Raw genomic sequence first — 16,257 nt, 5'->3', positions numbered from 1 at the left:
GAAATCCTCAGCCGATGAAGGGGGCGCTGTCACACAAGCATCACCGAATATTCACGGGGGTGACACCGGTGCTGCCTAGCCTGAGCTTGCCCAACAAGATCGACCGGCCGCAAGTGGCAAGCCGGCTTATGGAGGCTAGGCATGACCCAGATCGCCCTCAATCAGGACCGCACCACCGCAGCACGTCGCCTGCAAGCCGAACGCCTGATCGGCCCGGCCGCCCTGCGTGAAGCCCAGGCGCTGCGCTATCGGGTATTCAGCGCCGAATTCGACGCCAAGCTCAAGGGCGCCGAGCAGGGCCTGGACATGGATGACTACGACAGCCACTGCAGCCACATCGGCGTACGCGACCTGGGCAGCGGCGAACTGGTCGCCACCACCCGCCTGCTCGACCACCAGGCCGCCGCCGGCCTGGGCCGCTTCTACAGCGAGGAGGAGTTCAGCCTGCACGGCCTGCGCCACCTCGAGGGGCCGGTGCTGGAGATCGGTCGCACCTGCGTGGCCCCGGCCTACCGCAACGGCGCGACCATCGCGGTGCTCTGGAGCGAATTGGCCGAGGTGCTCAACCAGGGTGGCTACCGCTACCTGATGGGCTGCGCCAGCATCCCCATGCAGGACGGCGGCATGCAGGCCCAGGCGATCATGCAGCGCCTGCGCGAGCGCCACCTGTGCACCGAGCACCTGCGCGCCGAACCCAAGACCCCGCTGCCGGTACTGGAAGTACCGGGCAACGTCATCGCGCAGATGCCGCCGCTGCTCAAGGCCTACATGCGCCTGGGCGCGAAGGTCTGCGGCGAGCCCTGCTGGGACCGCGACTTCCAGGTCGCCGACGTGTTCATCCTGCTCAAGCGCGACGAACTCTGCCCGCGCTACGCCCGGCACTTCAAGGCGGCGGTCTGAGCGACCGATGCCGGGGCGCCACACCAGGGCGCAGTTGCACGAGTCGCCGGCAGGCTGTAGACAATGCCGGCATTCTTGCCCTTGTTCGCTGGAGTAGCCGATGAAGAAACTGCGTGTGTGCTGGCGCCTGCTGCGCCTGGCGGCCGTGCTCGCCCTGGGCACCCTGCTGGGGGCCGCCGTGGGCCTGCTCGAGCGCCTGGTGCGGCACGACCTGATGGCCACCCGGCAACGCCTGACCCGCTGGTTCCTCGCCCGCCTCGCCGACGCCCTGCCGTTCCGCCTGCGGGTAGCCGGCGAGTTGCCGCGCGCGCCGATGCTGTGGGTCAGCAATCACGTGTCCTGGACCGATATCCCGCTGCTGGGCATGCTCACGCCGCTGTCCTTCCTGTCCAAGGCCGAGGTGCGCAGCTGGCCCCTGGCCGGCTGGCTGGCACACAAGGCCGGCACCCTGTTCATCCGCCGCGGCTCGGGCGACAGCGGCCTGCTCGGCCAGCAGCTCGGCCGCCACCTGCGCCGTGGCCGCCCGCTGCTGATCTTCCCCGAGGGCACCACCACCGACGGCCTGGGCGTGCGCACCTTCCATGGCCGCCTGCTGAGCAGCGCCATCGACAGCGGCGTGGCGCTGCAACCGGTGGCCATCCGCTACCTGCGTGGCGGCGAGCCCTGCGCCATCGCCCCGTTCATCGGCGACGACGACATGCTCTCGCACCTGCTGCGCCTGCTGGCCAGCGAGGTGGCCGAGGTGGAAGTGCAGCTGCTGACGCCCATCGCCAGCGACGCGCTGAGCCGCAACGAACTGGCCCGGCGCGCCCAGGCGGCGGTGAGCGACGCGCTGTTCGGCGCGCCGCAGGCGCAAAGAGAGGCGGCTTAGGCCCCTTCAGTCGCCGCCACGCTGAGCGGCGGCGAAGCGCAGCAGTTGCGGATAGAACAGGCGGAAGTCCTCGCTCAGCGGCTCATACAGCCGCTCCAGTTCGGCCATGGCGCCATCCAGCCCCTCGGGGCGCGACAGGCGCCGCTGCATGGCGGCGAGCACCTGCTCCAGCACGGCGAACTCGCGGTAACTGCCCAGCCAGTCCTGGGCGGCCATGCGCGGCGCGATCAGCGCCAGGCGACCGGGCAGTGCCGCCTCGCCAGCCAGCAGGCGGTAGACCCGGGCCGTGAACTCGTCCAGCGGCTGCTCGGCATAGTCACTCCAGTGCAACGCCAGACAGTGGTCGAAGAACAGGTCCAGGAGGATGCCGGCATAGCGCCGCCGCGCGGCGGGGAAGCGCGCCCGCGAGCGGGCCTGCAACGGATGTGCGTCGGTGAAGGCATCGATGCGTCGGTGCAGGCGGATCGCCGCCTCGATGTCGCCCGGCCACTGCCCGGCCAAGGGGCCCTTGACGAAGTCGCCATACAGGCTGCCGAGCAGCTGCGCCGGCGCATCGCCGCCCAGGTGCAGATGTGCGAGGTAGTTCATACCCGCGAGCTTACACATCAGGGCGGTCGATGTTCACTATCGCCACGAACGATCTGTATATCGCTCTCTCCCGATATAAGGTTCGTTCCATCGCGATAGAGCAATACCGCCACTCGAGGAAGAACGCAGATGGCCATCGATATAGACGAGGTGATCAAGGCCCTGGCCCATCCGGTGCGCCGCGACATCCTGCACTGGCTGAAGACCCCCGAGGCCTATTTCGCCGATCAGGAGCACTCGCTGGATATCGGCGTGTGCGCCGGCAAGATCGACCAACGCACCGGGCTGTCGCAGTCGACCGTATCGGCGCACCTGGCGACGCTGCAACGCGCCGGGCTGGTGACCAGCAAGAAGGTCGGCCAATGGCACTTCTTCAAACGTAACGAAGCCAACATCCAGGCGTTCCTGCGGCATATCAGCCACGAACTGTAGCGCGACGCCCCTCGTTCACCCCTTTCTCCAGGAGCTGGCTCGATGCCACATGCGCTTCTCGTCCTCGCTTTGTCCGCGTTCGCCATCGGCACCACGGAGTTCGTCATCATGGGCCTGCTGCCTGAGGTGGCCGGTGACCTCGGCGTATCGATCCCCGGGGCCGGCTGGCTGGTCACCGGCTATGCCCTGGGCGTGGCCATCGGCGCGCCGTTCATGGCCCTGGTCACCGCCAGCTGGCCACGGCGAGCCGCGCTGCTGGCGCTGATGGGCATCTTCATCGGCGGCAACCTGTTCTGCGCCCTGGCCGGCGACTACCAGATGCTGATGCTGGCTCGGGTGATCACCGCCCTGTGCCACGGCGCCTTCTTCGGCATCGGCTCGGTGGTCGCCGCCAGCCTGGTGCCGGCCAACCGGCGTGCCTCGGCGGTCGCCCTCATGTTCACCGGCCTGACGCTGGCCAATGTGCTCGGCGTGCCCCTGGGCACGGCCCTGGGCCAATACGCCGGCTGGCGCTCGACTTTCTGGGCGGTGACGCTGATCGGCATAGTCGCGCTGGTCGGCCTGTGGCGCGTGCTGCCGAAGGCGGAACCTGCAGGCAAACCCGACCTGCGCGGCGAAATCCGCGCCCTGGGCAGCGCCGGCCTGTGGTTGGCCCTGAGCAGCACGGTGCTGTTCTCCGCCTCGATGTTTGCCCTGTTCACCTATATCGCCCCGCTGCTCGGCGAGGTCACCGGCCTCTCACCGAGCGGCATCACCTGGACCCTGCTGCTGATCGGCCTCGGTCTGACCCTGGGCAACGTGCTCGGCGGGCGGCTGGCCGACTGGCACCTGAGGACCACCCTGCTCGGCGTGTTCGCCGCCATGGCCCTGGTCTCCACCCTGTTCGCCTGGACCAGCCGGGCGCCGATCCCGGCCGAGCTCACCCTGTTTCTCTGGGCCACCGCCACCTTCGCCGCCGTGCCGGCGCTGCAGGTCAATGTGGTGGCCTTCGGCCGCAGCGCACCGAACCTGGTCTCGACCCTGAACATCGGCGCCTTCAACCTCGGCAACGCCCTCGGCGCCTGGATCGGCGGCCTGGCCATCGCCGAAGGCTTCGGCCTCACCCGCGTGCCGCTGGCGGCCGCCGTGCTGGCCGTGCTGGCACTGCTCGCCACCCTGCTGACCTTCAGCACCCACAACCCCGAACCCGCTCTCGCGTTGAACGACTGATCCCACCCGGAGGAAATCCCCATGCCTACGCTTTTCGACCCGATCAAGATCGGCGAGCTGGAACTCGCCAACCGCATCATCATGGCGCCGCTGACCCGCACCCGCGCCGACGCCGGCCGCGTGCCCAACGCGCTGATGGCCGAGTACTACGTGCAGCGTGCCTCGGCCGGCCTGATCATCAGCGAGGCCACCGCGGTCACGCCGATGGGCGTCGGCTACCCGGACACCCCCGGCATCTGGTCGGACGAGCAGGTGCGCGGCTGGAGCAACATCACCAAGGCGGTACACGCCCACGGCGGCAAGATCGTCCTGCAGCTGTGGCACGTCGGACGCATCTCCGATCCGCTCTACCTGGGCGGCGAGTTGCCGGTGGCGCCCAGCGCCATCGCCGCCAAGGGCCACGTCAGCCTGGTGCGCCCGCTGAAGGACTACGTCACCCCGCGCGCCCTGGAGACCGAGGAAATCGCCGACATCGTCGAGGCCTATCGCCTGGGCGCGGAAAACGCCAAGGCCGCCGGTTTCGACGGCGTGGAAATCCACGGGGCCAACGGCTACCTGCTCGACCAGTTCCTCCAGGACAGCACCAACAAGCGCAGCGACCGCTACGGCGGCGCCATCGAGAACCGCGCCCGCCTGCTGCTGGAGGTGACCGACGCGGCCATCGCAGTCTGGGGAGCCGGCCGGGTCGGCGTGCACCTGTCGCCACGGGCCGATGCCCACGACATGGGCGACAGCAATCGCGCCGAGACCTTCGGCTACGTCGCCCGCGAACTGGGCAAGCGCGGCATCGCCTTCCTCTTCGCCCGCGAGCAGGAGGCCGACGACAGCCTGGCGCCAAGCCTGAAAGAGGCCTTCGGCGGCGTGTTCATCGCCAACGAGCGCTTCACCAAGGAACAAGCCAACGCCTGGCTGGCCGCGGGCAAGGCCGACGCCGTAGGCTTCGGCATCCCCTTTATCGCCAACCCCGACCTGCCGGCGCGCCTGGAACAGGATGCGCCGCTCAACGAGGCGCGACCGCAGACCTTCTACGGCGCCGGACCGGTCGGCTACATCGACTACCCGCGGTTGTAACGGCCGGTCGATTCGACCGGCAGAAAAAAGCCCGCAGCGATGCGGGCTTCTGCGTTGCAGCGCCGATCAGCGGGCGTCGATCTGCGCCTGCAGGTTCTGGATCTGCGCCTGCAGGGTACTGATGTTGCGGGTCATCTGTGCGCGGAAGGCATCGAACTCGGCGGTGTTGCTCTTCGGCGCCGGACGGTTCTCCAGATCGCTCTTGAGCACCAGGATGTCCTGCTCCAGGCGCGCGATGGCCTGGTTCGGGTTGCCGATCTTCTTCAGCGCGGCGACCTCCTCGTTCAGGCTCTTGAGCTGGCCTTCGAGCTTGCCCAGGCCATTCTGGGCGCCTTTGAGGGACGCCAGCTCGGCCTTCAGCGCCGCCTGTTCGCCGCCGAGCTTCTTCAACGCGGCATCGTACTGGCCGGTTGCGCCCTGCTGGCTCTTCAGCTCGGCGGCCAGCTGCTCCAGGCGCTTGTCCTGGCCACTGGACTGGCCGGCGACGCCCTGCTGCTGCTTGTTCAGCTCGGCCAGGCGGCTCTCCAACTGCTTGACCTGCAGCTTCAGCGCCTCGCTGCCGGTGGTCACGGTCGACTCGGTGGCCACCACCTTGCCGGAGATGTCCTGGATGCGCCCGGCCGCCTCCTCGCTGATGCGGGCGAAGCTTTCCTGGGTGGCCACCAGCTGCTGCTCCATCAGGCTGATCTGCTGGAAGCTCCACCAGGCGAGTCCGCCCAGGGCTATGGTCAGCGCGCCGACCAGGGCCCACAACGGCCCGGTGCCGGCCCCCTTGGCGGGGGCCGCCGCGGCGCCGCGGCCATAGGCCGGCGTGCGCGCCGGCTCGGGGTGATCGGCCTCGAATTCATCGCGATCCCGCTCGGGGGTCAGGCTGGGCACATGATCGAGTTCGTCGTGAGCATCGTTACGCATGGGTAAACCTTCAAGAAACGCCGGGAAGCGAAGTGCCGCGCAGTATAACGTTTCGCACGCCCGGCTTCAGCGTCGCGCCTTGTCGGTGCGGCACGCACCACTTGGGCGCGTGCCCTCGTCCACCCGCTGCCTGCCCGGCCCGCAGTGACGCCACGCGGTGACCTGGTACGCCGCTTGCTCGGTCCCGCGGGCGACCGGCACGACAAAGGGCATTCCGCCCAGCGTCAATCGACAGGAAACCGAGCATGGAACTCAACAGAGAGATACTGGACTGCATGAAGAGCCTGCGCCGCCGCCTGCGCGAGGAGCTGGCGCTGGACATCCGCCTGAGCCAGGCCGATGCGGTCGGCGCCATGCTCGCCGCCTGCCTCGGCTCGAACGATGAGGACACCCGCCGACTCGGCCAGCGCCTGGCACGCTACAGCGACCAGCCCTTCGCCCCAGCCGCCGGGCAGGCGGCGCAAGCCGCCCAGGACGGCGCCGTGACCGAGCGTCCGTCCCGCGCCTCGCAGCGCATCTATCGCGGCCAGCGCATCCACGCCTGAGCGTCCCTCAACCGGGGTGGTGGGCCTTCCACCACTGGCAGAACTCATCCAGCGCCGTCCACAGGCTGACCTGGGGGTCGTAGTCGAGGTATTCGCGAGCGCGCCCTATATCCAGGGAGAAGTCCTTGGCCATCATCGCCACGCCCAGGCGGAACAGGGTCGGCTCGGGGCGCCCGGGCAGCAGTCGGCAGGCGCCCTCGTTGAGCGCCGCCGCGCCATAGGCCAGGGCATAGGGCAGGTGCCGGGTCACCGGCGGCAGGCCGAGGCCGCGCAGCACATAGTTGACCGCATCCCACAGCGGTACCGGCGCACCGTTGCTGATGTTGTAGGCCCGCCCCAGGGCCGGGCCGGCGGCCAGCAGGGCGGCGAACAGGGCGTCGTTGAGATTGTGCACGCTGGTGAAGTCGACCTTGTTCAGGCCGTTGCCGATGATCGCCAGGCGCCCCTTGCGCTGCATGTTGATCAGCCGCGGGAAGATGCTGGTGTCGCCGGCCCCGGTGACCGAGCGCGGCCGTAGCGCCAGCACCTCCAGGCCGAACTCCTGGGCGCCGAACACCCGCTGCTCGGCCAGGTACTTGGTCTTGCCGTAATGGTCGAAGAAGCGCTTGGGCACCTGCTCTTCCCGGATCGCCACACGGGACCGGCCGTCGAAGTAGATGGACGGCGACGACAGGTGCACCAGGCGCCGCACCTGCTGTTTCAGGCAGGCCTCGACGATATTCTCGGTCACCTGCACATTGGCCCGATGGAAATCCTCGTAACGCCCCCACACGCCCACCGCGCCGGCGCAGTGCACCACCGCCTCGACGTCGTGGCACAGCCGCCGGGCCAGTTCGGCATCGCCCAGATCGCCCTGGACGAACTCGGCGCCGCGCTTGACCAGGTGCTCCACGCCTTCGGCCCGGCGCCCGTTGACCCGCACCGCGAGGCCCTGCTCCAGGGCGAAACGGGCGAAACGGCCGCCGATGAAACCGCTTGCCCCGGTAACCAGAATCTTCATTGCCCCGCCCCCTGCTGTCGTCCAGAGGCGCACTCTAGCAGCGCCGTGGCGGGTGTGCCCTGTCGGAGCCGGCCAGAACGGCGGCCCTGCGGCCCCGGCCGGCAATCGCGGCTGCTGCGGCGATAGCGGCTACGCTATTAGCCATTGCCCGCGACAGGAGCCCCGCATGGCCACACGACCCTGGATGATCTACGGTGCCAATGGCTACACCGGCCACCTGCTGGCCCGCGAGGCACAGCGCCAGGGGCTCAAGCCGATACTGGCCGGACGCAACCCGGCGGCGGTGCATGCCCTGGGCAGCCGGCTCGGTCTGGAGTGCCGGATCTTCGACCTGCAGCACCCCGAACGGGCGCACGAGGCGCTGGCCGACGTGGCGGTGGTCGCCCACTGCGCCGGCCCCTTCTCCGCCACCGGCCTGTCCATGCTCGCGGCCTGCCTGGCCAGCGGCAGCCACTACCTGGACATCACCGGCGAAATCGACGTATTCGAGACGGCCCATGGTTTCGACCAGAAGGCCCGCGAGCAAGGCCTGGTGATCTGCCCCGGGGTCGGTTTCGACGTGCTCCCCAGCGACTGCCTGGCCGCCTGCCTGCAGCAGGCGCTGCCGGATGCCGAGCAGCTGACGCTGGGCTTCGACACGGGCGGAGGCCTGTCGCCGGGCACCGCCAGGACCCTGCTCCAGGGGCTCCCCCTGGGCGGCCGGGTGCGCCGCGACGGTTTCATCACCGCGGTACCGCTGGGCTTCAAGCGCCGCCGTATCGACTTCGGCCGCGGTGCCAAGCCGGCTGTGACCATCCCCTGGGGCGACGTGGCGACCGCCTACTTTTCCACCGGCATCGGCAATGTCGAGGTCTACCTGCCGGCGCCGACAGCCCTGGCCGTCGGCATGCGCCTGCTCGACCCCTTGCGCCCGCTGCTCGGGCAGCCACGCCTGCAGGACTGGCTCGCCCGCCTGCTCGAACGGCGCGTCCGCGGGCCCGACCTGCCCCGCCGCGAGCGTCACCGCAGCTGGCTCTGGGGCGAGGTGCGCAACGCCGACGGCCAGATCAGGAGCGCCCGCCTGGAGACGGCCAACGGCTACACGGTGACGGTGCATGGCGTGCTCCTGGCCCTGCGTCACCTGCTCGGCTACCGGGGCCCCGGCGGCTATTTCACCCCCTCGCAACTGCTGGGCGCACGCTGCGTCGAACGCCTGCCCGACTCGGGGCAGATCCTCGTTTCCTGAGCCGCACCAGCTCCGGCCCACCCCGGGCCGGCGTTACCCAACCGCGCCGAGCGACGGCACGAACGGACTGTCCGCTGCCCCTGAACCCGCCATCTCGCACCCCTGCCCACGCCCGGTTACCGGGCCGTGCGGCGCTTCTGACGCACCCGCGCTCGTTTTTATTGACGACCGTAAATTACTTCGCACGCTTCTTGCAGAATATTCAACATCACGCCCCCTCTGTCACCCTTCTACCCGCGGAGTTCCAGGACATGCCCCTACGCCTCAAACTCGTGCTCAGCTACCTGGCAATCGGCCTGATACCGGTGCTGCTCATGGCCTTCATGGCCTACCAGCAGGCCAGCCAGACTCTCAGGGAGCAAACGCTGAACACCCTGGAGGCCGTAGCGAATATCAAACAACGCCAGTTGCTGGACGGCTGGCAGTCCCGCCACAACCAGCTCAGCAGCCTGGCCGCCAACCTCGCCGGCAACTACCAGGGCCTCGACCGCAACGCGCTGATCAGCGCGGCCAACTACGACCGGCCGATCTTCGAGAACTTCATCGAGACCTTCGGCTTCCGCGACCTCAAGCTGATCGCCGGCGACGGTCAGCAGATCTTCGGCGTGCAGCGCGACGCCGACGCCGGACGCGACTCGCCCCTGGCGCATCTGGTGCAGGCCAGCCTGAACGAACGCCGGGCCCTCATCGGCGACCTGGCGGTCAACCCGCAAACCGGCGAGCCGAGTCAGTTCCTGGTCGCCCCCATCATCACTGAGCACGAGGTCATAGCCCTGCTGGCCCTGGAGCTGCCGCTCGCCCCGCTGAACGCGGTGATGCAGACGCGCCAGGGCCTCGGTGACGCCGGAGAAACCTATCTGGTGGGCGGCGACCTACGCCTGCGTTCCGACTCGGTGCGCGTCGAGGGGCAGCGAGTCGAGCGCGCCGCGCACCCGGCCGCGCCGCTCGCCGGCGCCGCCATCGTCCGCGCGCTGCAGGGCGAACAGGGGCGCCTGAGCGAAGCCGGCCTGGACGGCCGCCCGGCGCTCAAGGCCTTCGTCCCCCTGGCCTTCGCCGGGCAACGCTGGGCCCTGATCGCCGAGATGGACCAGGCCCAGGCCTTCGCCCCGGTACGCGCCCTGCTGTGGCAACTGCTAACCCTCGCCCTGCTGACCATCGCCGCGGTGGCCCTGGCCACCTGGCTGGTCAGCCGCAGCGTGATGCGCCCGCTGGGCGGCGAGCCGAGCAGCATGGCCGCCCTGGCGCGCCGCCTGGCGGCCGGCGAGCTGCAACTGGCGGGCGACGGCGCCGCCCACGGCGGCCTGATGCAGGCCCTGCAGGACATGGCCACGGCCTGGCGCGAGGTGATCGCGCGGCTGCGTCAGGCCAGCCAGGCGGTGGGCGCGGCCAGTGGCGACATCCTCGGCGCCGCCGGGCAGACCAGCAGCCGCCTGGACCAGCAGCAGGAAGCCCTGGAACTGGTGGTCAGCGCGGTCGACCAGATGGCCGCCACCGTGCAGGAGATCGCCGCCAACGCCAGCCAGAGCGCCGACGGCAGTGCCGCCGCCCGCGAAGCCTTCGCCGCCATGCAGGCCACCCTGCAGCACATGATCGGCCGCCAGGACCAGCTGCTCGACGGCCTGCGCCAGGCCGACCGGGTGGTGCATACCCTGGCCGGCAACAGCCAGCAGATCGGCGCGGTGCTCGCGGTGATCCGCGGCATCGCCGAGCAGACCAATCTGCTCGCCCTCAATGCCGCCATCGAGGCCGCCCGCGCCGGCGAGCAGGGCCGCGGCTTCGCCGTGGTGGCCGACGAGGTCCGTCACCTGGCCCTGCGTACCCGCAGTGCCACCGAGGAGATCGTGCCGATCATCGACGCCCTCGGCGACTCCGCCAGCCAGGCGTTGACCCGCATGCAGGGCGCCAGCGCACAGGCCCAGGCCCTGGAGGACGAGACCCAGGCGGTGCTCGGCTCGCTCGGGCGTCTGGATGACTCGCTGCAGGGCGTGCACGCCCTGGCCTTCCAGATCGCCGCGGCCGCCGAACAACAGGCGGCGACCACCGCCGAGGTCAACCGGCACATGCACCAGCTCCACGAGATGACCGGGGAGAACCGCCAGACCGCCGCCCATACCCGCGACTGCGGCGAACAGCTGCGCACGCTTGCCGGCAGCCAGGAGCAGTTGGTGGCGCACTTCCGCCTCTAGTCGACCGGGCGCACCAGGCGGGCGCGGGTCGCCCGCTCCAGGTGGCGGGTGAGCGTGGCCAGGAGCTCACCGCCATTGCGCCAGTGATGCCAGTACAGCGGCACATCCAGCGGCCGTTCGGGCAGGACTTCCACCAGCGCCCCGGCGGCCAGCTCGCGCTCGACCTGCAGCTCCGGCACCAGTCCCCAGCCGAAACCGGCGCAGGCCAGGCGCACGAAACCCTCGGAGGACGGACAGAGGTGGTGGACGAAGCTCCCCTCCACGCCGAGGCTGGCCAGGTAGCGATGCTGCAGCAGGTCGTCCGGGCCGAAGACGATGGCCGGCACCCGCGCCAACCGCTGCGCCTGGACGCCGTCCGGGAAGTGCCGGGCGAGGAACCCCGGGCTGGCCAGCGCCCGGTAGCGCATGCCCCCCAGCGGCAGGGAGCGGGCCCCGGCCACCGGCCGCTCGGCGGCGCACACGCAGGCGGCCACCTCGCCGGCGCGCATGCGCTTGAGGCCGACGTCCTGGTCCTCCACCACCAGGTCCAGCAACACCCCCTGCTCGGCACAGAACTCGCTCACCGCGCCGCCCCACCAGGTGGCCAGGCTGTCGGCGTTGAGGGCGATGCGCAGGCGCTCCGGCAGGCCGCCCTCGTCCAGGGCCGGCACCTGGCCCTGCAGGTCGCGCTCGAGCAGACGCACCTGCTGCACATGGTTGAGCAGGCGCCGACCGATCTCGGTGGGCGCCGGCGGCGTGGCGCGCACCAGCACCGGCTGGCCGACCCGCGCCTCGAGCAGCTTGATCCGCTGCGACACCGCCGACTGCGACAGCCCGAGCGCCTGGGCGGCCCGCTCGAAGCCGGCCTGCTCCACCACCGCCGCCAGGGCGGCCAGCAACTTGTAGTCGAACAAATCAGTTTTCCTAATGAGACATCAGCATCATGTATTTTCCTTATACAGCCTAAGGCCCCAGACTGGCCACATCCCACCGCTGTCCGAGGAGCCCGTCATGTCCGGCGAAACCGATCTATACCGCCTGCTGCAAAGCATGCAGCCGCAACTGAACCCTGGCCAATACGTCTTCTGCAGCCTGCCCCAGGACGCCGATTGCCAGGGACTGGAACCGGTCGCCAGCATGCGCGAGGGCGAAGGCCTGACCCTGGTGCTCCCCCGTGCCCAGGCCGATGCCCGGGGCCTGGGCTACGACTACGTCGCGGCCTGGATCACCCTGCGCGTGCACTCCTCCCTGGCCGCGGTGGGCCTGACCGCTTCCTTCTCCGCGGCCCTGGCCCGCGCCGGGGTGAGCTGCAACGTGGTGGCCGGCTATTACCACGACCACTTGTTCGTGCCCGTCGAACGGGCCGAGCGTGCCCTGTCCACCCTCCTGGCCCTGGCGGCTACGGCGACCCCGGAGTGACCGGCATGTGGCAGAGCTACAGCAACGGCCTGCTGGTGGCCATCGGCCTGATCATGGCGATCGGCACGCAGAACGTCTTCGTCCTGGCCCAGAGCCTGCGCCGCGAGCACCATGTGCCGGTGGCCCTGCTGTGCATCCTCTGCGATGCCCTGCTGGTCAGCGCCGGAGTGTTCGGCCTGGCCGCGGCGCTGAGCCAGAGTCCGCTGCTGCTGGGCATCGCCCGCTGGGGCGGCGCCGCCTTCCTGCTCTGGTACGGCGCCCAGGCACTGCGCCGCGCCTGGAACCCGCAGGCCCTGGACGCCAGCGGCCAGGGCGTCCCGCGTTCGCGGCGCCGGGTACTGCTGGCGGCCCTGGCCGTGACCCTGCTCAACCCGCACGTGTACCTGGACACCGTGCTGCTGATCGGCTCCCTCGGTGCCCAGCAGCCGATGCCCGGCGCCTATGCCCTGGGAGCGGCCAGCGCCTCGCTGCTCTGGTTCCTCGGCCTGGCCCTCGGCGCGGCCTGGCTCGCCCCCTGGCTGGCGCGCCCGGCGACCTGGCGGCTGATCGAACTGGGCGTCGCGGCGATGATGTTCGCCATCGCGGCGCAGCTGCTGCTCGCCCACTGAGTCAGGCAACCCTCCCGCATGCCGGGGCCGTACCGGCACAAGGCCCTGGCACGAGCTTTTCCACACAGTTGCTGCGTGGTTATGCCCCGCCCCCGGTGCTATGATCCCGGGTCTGCGGCGCCAAGGAGTAGAAACTCACGCCGCTTGTCCGGCCGCCCGTGAACGGCCTCGCGCACACCGCACCTGACCTGAGTAGGAGATAGACCATGGCTTTCGAATTGCCGCCGCTGCCGTACGAGAAGAACGCCCTCGAACCGCACATTTCCGCCGAGACTCTGGAATACCACCACGGCAAGCACCACAACACCTATGTGGTGAACCTGAACAACCTGGTGCCGGGCACCGAGTTCGAAGGCAAGAGCCTGGAAGAGATCGTCAAGACCTCCTCGGGCGGCATCTTCAACAACGCCGCGCAGATCTGGAACCACACCTTCTACTGGAACTGCATGACCCCGAACGGCGGCGGCCAGCCGACCGGCGCCCTGGCCGACGCGATCAACGCGGCCTTCGGTTCCTTCGACAAGTTCAAGGAAGAGTTCAGCAAGGTCTCCATCGGCACCTTCGGCTCCGGCTGGGGCTGGCTGGTGAAGAAGGCCGACGGCTCCCTGGCCCTGGCCAGCACCATCGGCGCCGGCTGCCCGCTGACCAGCGGCGACACCCCGCTGCTGACCTGCGACGTGTGGGAGCACGCCTACTACATCGACTACCGCAACCTGCGTCCGAAGTATGTCGAGGCGTTCTGGAACCTGGTCAACTGGGACTTCGTAGCCAAGAACTACGCCGCCTAAGACCGCGCCCGCGCGCACAAAAAACCCGGCCGAATGCCGGGTTTTTTGCGTTCTATGGAATGCCCCGGCCGGACTTCCGCAGCGGCGCCGACGATCCACTCGGCCCATCCACCCGAGTGCGCCGAATCCCTCAGCGGCTCGATAGATGCGCACGCCCCAGTCCCTGCAACTATCGACTAATCGAGATGACGCGATGGCGCGGCTGTGGCACCGTTGCCCCTCAAGTTCTCACGTCATCGCACCGACACAATACAAGAACACAACAAGGCAAGCCTGCGGCCGCGGCATCGCCCGACTGCGAGCGACTCGTGATAATGGCCCTTTGACGGCCAACGCGAGTTTGCCAATACTCACACCGGTCTGACGCCTCGCGCATCGCACAAGGAATCGCCATTTGAAGCTGGAACTCCGGAACAGCCTGTCATTGAAGCTGCTGCGCGTGGTGCTGCTCTCGGCCCTGGCCGTTGGCGTGGTATTGAGTTGCGCACAGATCGTCTTCGACGTGTACAAAGCGCGCCAGGCCGTGGCCAACGATGCCCAGCGGATTCTCGGCATGTTCCGCGACCCCTCGACCCAGGCGGTCTACAGCCTGGACCGCGAGATGGGCCTGCAGGTCGTCGAGGGCCTGTTCCAGCACGACTCGGTGCGCATGGCCGCCATCGGCCACCCGGACGAACCGATGCTCGCGGAACGCGAGCGCGAGCCCTTGGCCCTGCCGACCCGCTGGCTGACCGACCCGATCCTCGGCGAGGAGCAGAGCTTCACCACCCGCCTGGTCGGTCGTGCGCCCTACAGCGAGTATTACGGCGACCTCAAGATCACCCTCGACACCGCGCTCTATGGCCAGAACTTCATCACCAGCTCGGTGATCATCTTCATCTCCGGCGTCTTGCGCGCCCTGGCCATGGGCCTGGTGCTGTACCTGGTCTATCACCTGCTGCTGACCAAGCCCCTGTCGAAGATCATCGACCACCTGAGCCGCATCAACCCCGATCGCCCCAGCGAACACAAGCTGCCCATGCTCAAGGGCAACGAGAAGAACGAGCTGGGGCTGTGGATCAGCACCGCCAATCAGCTGCTCGAGTCCATCGAGCGCAACACCCACCTGCGCCGCGAGGCGGAAGACAGCCTGTTGCGCATGGCCCAGCACGACTTCCTCACCGGCCTGCCCAACCGCCAGCAGCTGCAGCAGCAGCTCGACCAGATACTCGAGGAGGCCGGCCGTCGGCAGCGCCGCGTGGCCGTGCTGTGCGTCGGCCTGGACGACTTCAAGGGGGTCAACGAACAGTTCAGCTACCAGACCGGCGACCAGCTGCTGCTGGCCCTGTCCGACCGCCTGCGCAGCCACAGTGGCCGCCTCGGCGCCCTGGCCCGCCTGGGCGGCGATCAGTTCGCCCTGGTCCAGGCCGACATCGAGCAACCCTACGAGGCCGCCGAGCTGGCGCAGAGCGTGCTGGACAACCTGGAGGGCCCGTTCCATTTCGATGGGCAGGAGGTGCGCCTGCGGGCCACCATCGGCATCACCCTGTTCCCGGAAGACGGCGACAACACCGAGAAGCTGCTGCAAAAAGCCGAACAGACCATGACCCTGGCCAAGACCCGTTCGCGCAATCGCTACCAGTTCTACATCGCCAGCGTCGACAGCGAGATGCGGCGGCGCCGGGAGCTGGAAAAGGACCTGCGCGAAGCCTTGACCCTGCAACAGTTCAGCCTGGTCTACCAACCCCAGGTGGATTACCGCGACCACCGGGTGGTCGGCGTCGAGGCCCTGTTGCGCTGGCTGCATCCGCAACACGGCCTGATCCCGCCGGACCTGTTCATCCCCCTGGCGGAACAGAACGGCACCATCATCGCGATCGGCGAATGGGTGCTCGACCAGGCCTGCCGCCAGCTGCGCGAGTGGCACGACCTGGGCTTCAACGAGCTGCGCATGGCCGTCAACCTGTCCACCGTGCAACTGCACCACGCCGAACTGCCGCGGGTGGTCAACAACCTGATGCAGGTCTATCGCCTGCCCTCGCGCAGCCTCGAGCTGGAGGTCACCGAGACCGGCCTGATGGAGGACATCACCACCGCCGCCCAGCACCTGCTGAGCCTGCGCCGCTCCGGCGCGCTGATCGCCATCGACGACTTCGGTACCGGCTACTCCTCGCTGAGCTACCTCAAGAGCCTGCCGCTGGACAAGATGAAGATCGACAAGAGCTTCGTGCAGGACCTGATGGACGACGAAGACGACGCCACCATAGTGCGCGCCATCATCCAGCTCGGCACCAGCCTGGGCATGCAGGTGATCGCCGAAGGGGTGGAAACCACCGAACAGGAGAGCTACATCATCGCCCAGGGCTGCCACGAGGGGCAGGGCTACCTGTACAGCAGACCCCTGCCCACCCGCGAGCTGACCCAGTTCCTCAAGCAGTCCCGCCGCCTCGCGACCGTGGCCAACCCCGCCACGCTGTGACTGCCGTCCGCTACGAGCCCGCCGCCCGGCGGGCTCGTTCGCGCCCACGCGCGATGCGCCAGCGCC

16 protein-coding genes are annotated in these 16,257 nt (G+C 69.0%); 12 read left to right on the top strand and 4 right to left on the bottom strand.

Annotated features, from left to right (window positions below):
• Positions 1–141 precede the first annotated feature (141 nt).
• Together olsB and ACSX1C_RS20605 are read left to right on the top strand one after the other, a co-directional pair.
• Complete coding sequence (gene olsB, locus ACSX1C_RS20610; RefSeq protein ID WP_369958810.1) at positions 142–900, top strand: L-ornithine N(alpha)-acyltransferase; 759 nt, start codon at positions 142–144, stop codon at positions 898–900.
• A 100-nt stretch (positions 901–1,000) separates the two neighbouring features.
• Entirely contained in the window at positions 1,001–1,771 is a 771-nt protein-coding gene (locus tag ACSX1C_RS20605) for a lysophospholipid acyltransferase family protein (protein WP_439887653.1), read from the top strand.
• A 6-nt stretch (positions 1,772–1,777) separates the two neighbouring features.
• Here the strand turns inward: ACSX1C_RS20605 and ACSX1C_RS20600 are convergent, their stop codons facing one another.
• Positions 1,778–2,359, bottom strand: coding sequence for an ACP phosphodiesterase (locus ACSX1C_RS20600; RefSeq protein ID WP_318643136.1), 582 nt, complete (start codon positions 2,357–2,359; stop codon positions 1,778–1,780).
• Positions 2,360–2,488: 129 nt separating this feature from the next.
• Here ACSX1C_RS20600 and ACSX1C_RS20595 point away from each other — a divergent pair, with 129 nt between their 5' ends.
• Genes ACSX1C_RS20595 through ACSX1C_RS20585 form a run of 3 tightly spaced genes read left to right on the top strand, consistent with a single transcriptional unit; the run spans position 2,489 to position 5,071 of the window.
• Positions 2,489–2,791 (top strand): ArsR/SmtB family transcription factor, encoded by a 303-nt coding sequence (locus tag ACSX1C_RS20595; protein WP_439887652.1) that lies wholly within the window; start codon positions 2,489–2,491, stop codon positions 2,789–2,791.
• A gap of 42 nt (positions 2,792–2,833) precedes the next feature.
• Positions 2,834–4,000 carry an MFS transporter gene (locus tag ACSX1C_RS20590; RefSeq protein WP_439887651.1) on the top strand — a complete coding sequence of 389 codons (1,167 nt, stop codon included), beginning with the start codon at positions 2,834–2,836 and terminating at the stop codon, positions 3,998–4,000.
• 21 nt (positions 4,001–4,021) lie between these two features.
• Positions 4,022–5,071 (top strand): alkene reductase, encoded by a 1,050-nt coding sequence (locus ACSX1C_RS20585; RefSeq protein WP_439887650.1) that lies wholly within the window; start codon positions 4,022–4,024, stop codon positions 5,069–5,071.
• Between the two features lie 66 nt (positions 5,072–5,137).
• Here ACSX1C_RS20585 and ACSX1C_RS20580 read toward each other — a convergent pair whose 3' ends face one another.
• Positions 5,138–5,983: an ATPase gene (locus tag ACSX1C_RS20580; RefSeq protein ID WP_439887649.1), complete on the bottom strand. Its 846-nt coding sequence runs from the start codon at positions 5,981–5,983 to the stop codon at positions 5,138–5,140.
• A gap of 245 nt (positions 5,984–6,228) precedes the next feature.
• On the opposite strand from ACSX1C_RS20580, the gene ACSX1C_RS20575 reads away from it, so the two are divergent.
• On the top strand, positions 6,229–6,528 hold the full coding sequence (locus ACSX1C_RS20575) for a hypothetical protein (protein ID WP_439887648.1): 300 nt from the start codon (positions 6,229–6,231) through the stop codon (positions 6,526–6,528).
• Positions 6,529–6,535: 7 nt separating this feature from the next.
• On the opposite strand, the gene ACSX1C_RS20570 is transcribed toward ACSX1C_RS20575, so the two are convergent.
• Positions 6,536–7,528: an NAD-dependent epimerase/dehydratase family protein gene (locus ACSX1C_RS20570; RefSeq protein ID WP_439887647.1), complete on the bottom strand. Its 993-nt coding sequence runs from the start codon at positions 7,526–7,528 to the stop codon at positions 6,536–6,538.
• 166 nt (positions 7,529–7,694) lie between these two features.
• Between ACSX1C_RS20570 and ACSX1C_RS20565 the strand changes: the two genes are divergently transcribed.
• The gene (locus tag ACSX1C_RS20565) at positions 7,695–8,753 is read left to right on the top strand and encodes a saccharopine dehydrogenase family protein (protein WP_439887646.1); all 1,059 of its coding nucleotides are present in this window, start codon (positions 7,695–7,697) and stop codon (positions 8,751–8,753) included.
• A gap of 251 nt (positions 8,754–9,004) precedes the next feature.
• Entirely contained in the window at positions 9,005–10,939 is a 1,935-nt protein-coding gene (locus ACSX1C_RS20560; RefSeq protein ID WP_439887645.1) for a methyl-accepting chemotaxis protein, read from the top strand.
• On the opposite strand, the gene ACSX1C_RS20555 is transcribed toward ACSX1C_RS20560, so the two are convergent.
• Entirely contained in the window at positions 10,936–11,832 is an 897-nt protein-coding gene (locus ACSX1C_RS20555; RefSeq protein ID WP_439887644.1) for a LysR family transcriptional regulator ArgP, read from the bottom strand. The two genes, ACSX1C_RS20560 and ACSX1C_RS20555, sit on opposite strands and share 4 nt — an antisense overlap.
• Positions 11,833–11,929: 97 nt before the next feature.
• Here ACSX1C_RS20555 and ACSX1C_RS20550 point away from each other — a divergent pair, with 97 nt between their 5' ends.
• The 4 genes from ACSX1C_RS20550 (at position 11,930) to ACSX1C_RS20535 (ending at position 16,191) form a co-directional block, all read left to right on the top strand.
• A complete protein-coding gene (locus ACSX1C_RS20550) occupies positions 11,930–12,337 on the top strand; it encodes an ACT domain-containing protein (protein ID WP_439887643.1) in 408 nt (135 codons plus the stop codon).
• Between the two features lie 5 nt (positions 12,338–12,342).
• Positions 12,343–12,945 (top strand): LysE/ArgO family amino acid transporter, encoded by a 603-nt coding sequence (locus ACSX1C_RS20545; RefSeq protein WP_439887642.1) that lies wholly within the window; start codon positions 12,343–12,345, stop codon positions 12,943–12,945.
• 206 nt (positions 12,946–13,151) lie between these two features.
• Positions 13,152–13,733, top strand: a complete 582-nt coding sequence (gene sodB / locus ACSX1C_RS20540; RefSeq protein ID WP_439887641.1) for a superoxide dismutase [Fe] — start codon at positions 13,152–13,154, stop codon at positions 13,731–13,733.
• A gap of 394 nt (positions 13,734–14,127) precedes the next feature.
• Positions 14,128–16,191 (top strand): putative bifunctional diguanylate cyclase/phosphodiesterase, encoded by a 2,064-nt coding sequence (locus ACSX1C_RS20535; RefSeq protein ID WP_439887640.1) that lies wholly within the window; start codon positions 14,128–14,130, stop codon positions 16,189–16,191.
• Positions 16,192–16,257: the final 66 nt, after the last annotated feature.

Source organism: Pseudomonas sp. MBLB4123 (assembly GCF_051904775.1).
Classification (GTDB): domain Bacteria; phylum Pseudomonadota; class Gammaproteobacteria; order Pseudomonadales; family Pseudomonadaceae; genus Aquipseudomonas; species Aquipseudomonas benzenivorans_B.
The sequence above is the reverse complement of the archived record's forward strand: the minus strand, read 5'-3'. Positions and strand labels throughout refer to the sequence as shown.

What these genes read in the sequence shown, in the direction of transcription:
- ACSX1C_RS20605 (WP_439887653.1), top strand. Translation starts at nt 1,001, where the DNA reads ATGAAGAAACTGCGTGTGTGCTGGCGCCTGCTGCGCCTGGCGGCCGTG.
- ACSX1C_RS20585 (WP_439887650.1), top strand. Translation starts at nt 4,022, where the DNA reads ATGCCTACGCTTTTCGACCCGATCAAGATCGGCGAGCTGGAACTCGCC.
- sodB (WP_439887641.1), top strand. Translation starts at nt 13,152, where the DNA reads ATGGCTTTCGAATTGCCGCCGCTGCCGTACGAGAAGAACGCCCTCGAA.
- ACSX1C_RS20570 (WP_439887647.1), bottom strand. Translation starts at nt 7,528, where the DNA reads ATGAAGATTCTGGTTACCGGGGCAAGCGGTTTCATCGGCGGCCGTTTC.
- ACSX1C_RS20545 (WP_439887642.1), top strand. Translation starts at nt 12,343, where the DNA reads ATGTGGCAGAGCTACAGCAACGGCCTGCTGGTGGCCATCGGCCTGATC.
- ACSX1C_RS20600 (WP_318643136.1), bottom strand. Translation starts at nt 2,359, where the DNA reads ATGAACTACCTCGCACATCTGCACCTGGGCGGCGATGCGCCGGCGCAG.
- ACSX1C_RS20565 (WP_439887646.1), top strand. Translation starts at nt 7,695, where the DNA reads ATGGCCACACGACCCTGGATGATCTACGGTGCCAATGGCTACACCGGC.
- ACSX1C_RS20590 (WP_439887651.1), top strand. Translation starts at nt 2,834, where the DNA reads ATGCCACATGCGCTTCTCGTCCTCGCTTTGTCCGCGTTCGCCATCGGC.
- ACSX1C_RS20595 (WP_439887652.1), top strand. Translation starts at nt 2,489, where the DNA reads ATGGCCATCGATATAGACGAGGTGATCAAGGCCCTGGCCCATCCGGTG.
- ACSX1C_RS20580 (WP_439887649.1), bottom strand. Translation starts at nt 5,983, where the DNA reads ATGCGTAACGATGCTCACGACGAACTCGATCATGTGCCCAGCCTGACC.
- ACSX1C_RS20550 (WP_439887643.1), top strand. Translation starts at nt 11,930, where the DNA reads ATGTCCGGCGAAACCGATCTATACCGCCTGCTGCAAAGCATGCAGCCG.
- ACSX1C_RS20575 (WP_439887648.1), top strand. Translation starts at nt 6,229, where the DNA reads ATGGAACTCAACAGAGAGATACTGGACTGCATGAAGAGCCTGCGCCGC.
- olsB (WP_369958810.1), top strand. Translation starts at nt 142, where the DNA reads ATGACCCAGATCGCCCTCAATCAGGACCGCACCACCGCAGCACGTCGC.
- ACSX1C_RS20560 (WP_439887645.1), top strand. Translation starts at nt 9,005, where the DNA reads ATGCCCCTACGCCTCAAACTCGTGCTCAGCTACCTGGCAATCGGCCTG.